Source organism: Mycobacterium sp. (genome assembly GCF_035506235.1).
GTDB lineage: Bacteria > Actinomycetota > Actinomycetes > Mycobacteriales > Mycobacteriaceae > Mycobacterium.
In genome coordinates this window covers 1-4558 of sequence record NZ_DATJPU010000258.1, presented here as the reverse complement: position 1 = coordinate 4558, position 4558 = coordinate 1, and the positions used below count along the sequence as shown (strand labels likewise).

Below are 4558 nucleotides of genomic sequence, written 5' to 3'. Positions count from 1 at the left end.
GGGGTCAGCCCGCGACCGGACGCGACCGGTGAGCAATTCGTCACCATCGCCGGCGTGATCAACGGGCCCACCGTCAACGAGCACGCCGTGTATCAGCGCATGGCGGTCGACGTCGGCCAATGGCCGACAATCGGCCAGCTGTTCCCGGTGGTGTATTCCGCCAATAATCCGGACAACTGGAAGATCGCACCGTCCCAGCCGCCCCCGGTGTAGCGTCTGTCATCCGGCCGCGGGCGGTCGCGCCATCACGGTGATGCGCGCGCCGTACCGGGGGACGACACCTGAGGCCCGCGACAGCGTGCCCCCTGGTAGCCCGGGCAGGCCGGGCGTCCCCCCTGGGGATCCGGCGGCTGGGTCGGGCCCGGCCACGGTGGCTGAACCGCCGTCTGACAATGGCGTGACGGGCCCGCTCGGCGGTGCGGTCCAGCCCGCAGGCACCGATCCCATCGGCGCGGGCGACTATAGGTCAGCTGCTTCCGGTGGTGTATTCCGCCGGCCGAGAGGCTCACTCGCCCGGCGATCATCCACGATGGGAGAAGTTGTCGACAACGCCATGCAATATCTCCGGATGCCGCAAGAACGGGGTGATAATGTCGACCGGCAACGGGAAAACCACCGTGGAATTCTGGTCCGCGCCCAACTCCAACAGCGTTTGCAGATAACGCAGTTGCAGCGAGGCCGGGCTCTTCGACAGGGTCTCGGCCGCTTCCCGCAGCTCCTCGGACGCCTGCAGTTCCCCGCGGGCGTTGATCACTTTCGCGCGGCGCTCCCGTTCGGCTTCGGCTTCGCGTGCCATCGCCCGCTGCATCGACTCCGGAATCTCGACGTCCTTGATCTCCACCACCCGGACCTCGACGCCCCAGGGTTCCGTCATCTTCTCGATGATCGTGCGCAGGTCGCTGTTGAGGTCTTCGCGGTGTGCCAGCAGGGTATCGAGGTCGGCGCGCCCGAGCAGCGAACGCAGGGTCGTCTGGGCGATCTGCGACGTTGCAACCGCGTAGTTCTCCACCGCCATGATCGCTTTGAGCGGATCCGTCACTTGGAACATGACGACAGCGTTGACGCGAGCCGGCACGTTGTCGCGGGTGATCACCTCCTGCGGCGGGATGGTCAGCGTGACTAGTCGCTGGTCGACCCGAACCATTTTGTCCACCAAGGGAATCAGGAAGCGAAGCCCCGGATGGTACAGGGGTCGCACGTGCCCCATCCGGAACACCACACCGCGCTCGTACTCGCGCAGCACGGCGAGCGACGGCAAAACGGCCACGGCCAGTAACACGATCGCCGCGGCGATGACGGCGATGACAACTGCGATCATGACGGCTTGCCCTCCGTACCTTCCCAACTTCCCCAGCGGGTGGAATACCGGTCGATAGTGGCCGCCACCCGGTCCTCGATAGCGGTGCGGTGCGGCAGATGTTCCGGAGCGTTCGACGGAGTGTTCCACAGGTGCCGGGCCAGTGGCAGTCCGAGCAGCACGACGACCAGCGCTGTGCCCGTCAAAACCAGTACGTCAGCTGCGGAATGGCTGGTGATCAATGTCGCCGAGGACAGCACCGCGCCGAACGCCGCGACGCAACAGGCGATGCCGCGGTGGAAACGCCCGGCGTCCGAATGCGGCCACGGGTCGATCTCACGGCTGATCTCGCGGCCGTGATCTGAAGTGGTGCAGCCGGATTTGACGGGGCAACTGTTGCACACCACGGGCAGCGCCCGATATCGCATGACCCGGTGCTTCGGGTCGAACGAACTGGGCCACAACCAGTGGTCCTGTGGACACACCCAGGCGTCGTGGTCGGGCCGGTAGCGGAACCGGCCCGTGCGCCATCGTGCCGCCTGCGCCGACGCCCGTCGCGCCATCGCGTCGAAACTCCATCCGGTGGCCAACAGGGCGATTGAGTATCCAGCGATCAGCCACACCGTGGTGGTCGGCGGCGCCATCGGTCAGTCCTTCGCCGGCGCGCTGGAATCGACTGTCGTCCCGGCGAGTTCGGCGCCGGAGTCGCTGTAGAGCGGGTGTTCGGGTAACTCCTCGACGATCGTAACGGAGCGGAAGTTGTGCAAAGCGGTCCAGGCGATCCATACGAACGGCAGCACCCCCCCGAAGATGAGGATCACATCCCCGGGCATCCGCATCCATTCGATCACCGCGTTTCCGGGTTTGGTGATGTAACCCAGTGACCGCGCCTCAAAGTAGCCGTCGTTGACGGAGTGGTAGAGCTGCAGCACGCCCAGCGGCAGCAGAGTCGCGAACACCATCCACGCCAGGCCGATGTTCATGCACCAGAACGACGTTCGTGCCAGCTTCTCCGGCCATTTCTCTGCCGGGATCACGTAGCGGAAGGCGAACATGGCCAACGCGACGGCGAGCATGCCGTAGACGCCCATCATCGCCCCATGCGCGTGATTGGCCGTCAGTGCGGTCCCGATCTGGTAGTAGGACACGACCGGCAGATTGATCAGGAACCCGAAGATACCGGCCCCAAGGAAATTCCAGAATCCTACGGCGACAAGGAACATCACCGCCCACCGATGGGGGAAGGGCCGGCTGTCGCCGGCCTGCTGGCGGGCACCCAGCTGCAGGAACGCCCAGGCCTCCACGGTGAGGAAGGTCAACGGAATGACCTCGGCCGCTGAGAAGAACGCGCCCAGTGCCATGTGCTCCACCGGGGTGCCGGAGAAGTACAGGTGGTGCATGGTGCCGATGACGCCGCCGGCGGAATACAGGATGATGTCAAGAAAGATGACGCCCAGCGCGACTCGTTCGCGCACCACGCCCAACAATACGAACATGTAGGCCACCATCACGGTGGTGAACAGCTCGAGGAAGTCCTCTACCCATAGGTGCACCACCCAGAAGCGCCAGAATTCGGCGACGGTGTAGTGGGTGCCGCTGCTGGCCAGCAGCCCGACGGTGTAGAAGGCGGGGATCGCCAGCCCGGAGAAGAAGAACAACCACGGCATGTTCATCTTCGACTCGCCCTTGAGCCTGGCGCGCATGCCGCGCCAGATGATCGCGATCCACAGGAACAGCCCGACAATCAGGAGGAGCTGCCACAGCCGCGGCAGGTCGAGGTACTCCCACTGCTGAGAGAACAGGCTGCCCCCGGGGATGACCCCGTAGATGGAGAGCGCCTCGCAGATCAGCGAGCCGAATACCACCACCGCGACCGCGCCCAGCAGCACATACGCCAGCGTCCCCTGGCGGCGCGGCTCGCGGCGGGCGATGAATGGCACCAGGAAGATGCCACCGCCCAGGAACGCCGCCACTGTCCAGAACAGTGACAGCTGGACATGCCAGGTGCGGGCCAGGTTGTAGGGCAACACCCGGGCCAGATCCAGGCCGAAGAAATTCGACAAATCCGCGCGGTAATGCTCGGCGGCGGCGCCCAGCAGGGTCTGCGCCAGGAACAGCACGGACACGATTGCGAAGAACCAGATGGTGGCCCGCTGGGCCGGCGTCAGGTTCACCTCACCGGGTTGACGGAACGACAGCGTGGACGACTCGGCGCTGTGCCAGCCGACCTTCTGGCTCCAGCGCCCGTAGATCGCGAACATGATTCCGATGCCGCCCAGCAGCGCGATCAGCGACAGCGTCGACCACACCACCACCGCGGCGGTCGGACCGTTGTCGACCCGCGGCTCGGCCGGCCAGTTATTCGTGTAGCTGTATTTGTGTCCCGGGCGTTCGGCGGCCGCCGCCCATGCCGTCCAAGCGAAGAACGCGGTCAAGTCGCGGATTTGCGCCTTCTCGGTGATCATGCCCGGCAGTAGCCCGTATTTTGTTGAGTTCTCGCCGAAGTAGGCCGCGTAGTGGTTCAGGATATGGTCGAAAGCCGCGGCCTGGCGCTCGGTGAACACCAGTGTCCTGGTGGCGGGTTTGTACCGGTTGGTCCGGAACTCGGTGACCACCCGGTCTCGCGGATCGGACACGCCTTGCGCGCGGAACTGATCGGTGACGTCATCGGTTGCCATCCGTAGGTATTCGGCGGTGTAGTCGGGCCCCAGGTAGGCGCCGTGGCCCAGTACCGACCCGTATTCCATCAGCCCGCGGGCTTGGTAGAGCTCTTGGCCGCGGGTGATGTCGTCACCGGTGAAGAGGGTCCGGCCGGATTCGGTGACAACGTTCTGTGGCATCGGCATCGACGCCGAGTAGGTGCGGTAGGCGAGGATGCCCATCACCAGAAAGCTGAAGATCATCACGAGGGCGACGCCTTGGACCCAGGCCCGCGCGATCAAGGGCTGAGACGATGGCTGATCGGACTGCGGCGCTGACGGCAACTGTTGAGCGGTCATCAGGTATCTCCCGTCTTCGGATCGGTGAACCGCGCGCTGAGTCGTCCGCGGCGACACCGCCCTAAACATCCGATTCGGCTTGGCCGCGCCGACGGCAGTATTTCCTGACGGTACCGGTCGATAGGGACCAATGGCACCCAATTCGGGACCCAATGCCCTGGGTCAGCGGCACTCTTTCTCAATAGCGTGCTGGGTTGGTACCAACGATGATCGGCTCTTTTCGCCAGCAAAGGAGACCGCGATGCCGCATTCCGCCCCGAGC

4 protein-coding genes and 1 pseudogene are annotated in these 4558 nt (G+C 65.0%); 1 reads left to right on the top strand and 4 read right to left on the bottom strand.

Annotated elements, in window-relative coordinates:
• Positions 1-213, top strand: a pseudogene (locus VMD50_RS24115) (hypothetical protein); the annotation flags it as partial.
• Between the two features lie 6 nt (positions 214-219).
• On the opposite strand, the gene VMD50_RS24110 reads toward VMD50_RS24115, so the two are convergent.
• From VMD50_RS24110 to VMD50_RS24095, 4 genes are all read right to left on the bottom strand, one after another.
• Complete coding sequence (locus VMD50_RS24110) at positions 220-447, bottom strand: PE/PPE C-terminal domain-containing protein (RefSeq protein ID WP_414686154.1); 228 nt, start codon at positions 445-447, stop codon at positions 220-222.
• Between the two features lie 73 nt (positions 448-520).
• The gene (locus tag VMD50_RS24105; protein WP_325431487.1) at positions 521-1318 is read right to left on the bottom strand and encodes a slipin family protein; all 798 of its coding nucleotides are present in this window, start codon (positions 1316-1318) and stop codon (positions 521-523) included.
• The gene (locus VMD50_RS24100; RefSeq protein ID WP_325431485.1) at positions 1315-1941 is read right to left on the bottom strand and encodes a hypothetical protein; all 627 of its coding nucleotides are present in this window, start codon (positions 1939-1941) and stop codon (positions 1315-1317) included. The genes VMD50_RS24105 and VMD50_RS24100 overlap by 4 nt, the downstream gene beginning before the upstream one ends.
• Before the next feature lie 3 nt (positions 1942-1944).
• On the bottom strand, positions 1945-4296 hold the full coding sequence (locus VMD50_RS24095; RefSeq protein WP_325431483.1) for a nitric-oxide reductase large subunit: 2352 nt from the start codon (positions 4294-4296) through the stop codon (positions 1945-1947).
• Positions 4297-4558: the final 262 nt, after the last annotated feature.

Bases quoted from the DNA above. Each gene is read 5' to 3' on its own strand.
- VMD50_RS24095 (WP_325431483.1), bottom strand. From the start codon at position 4,296: ATGACCGCTCAACAGTTGCCGTCAGCGCCGCAGTCCGATCAGCCATCG.
- VMD50_RS24100 (WP_325431485.1), bottom strand. From the start codon at position 1,941: ATGGCGCCGCCGACCACCACGGTGTGGCTGATCGCTGGATACTCAATC.
- VMD50_RS24105 (WP_325431487.1), bottom strand. From the start codon at position 1,318: ATGATCGCAGTTGTCATCGCCGTCATCGCCGCGGCGATCGTGTTACTG.
- VMD50_RS24110 (WP_414686154.1), bottom strand. From the start codon at position 447: ATGGGATCGGTGCCTGCGGGCTGGACCGCACCGCCGAGCGGGCCCGTC.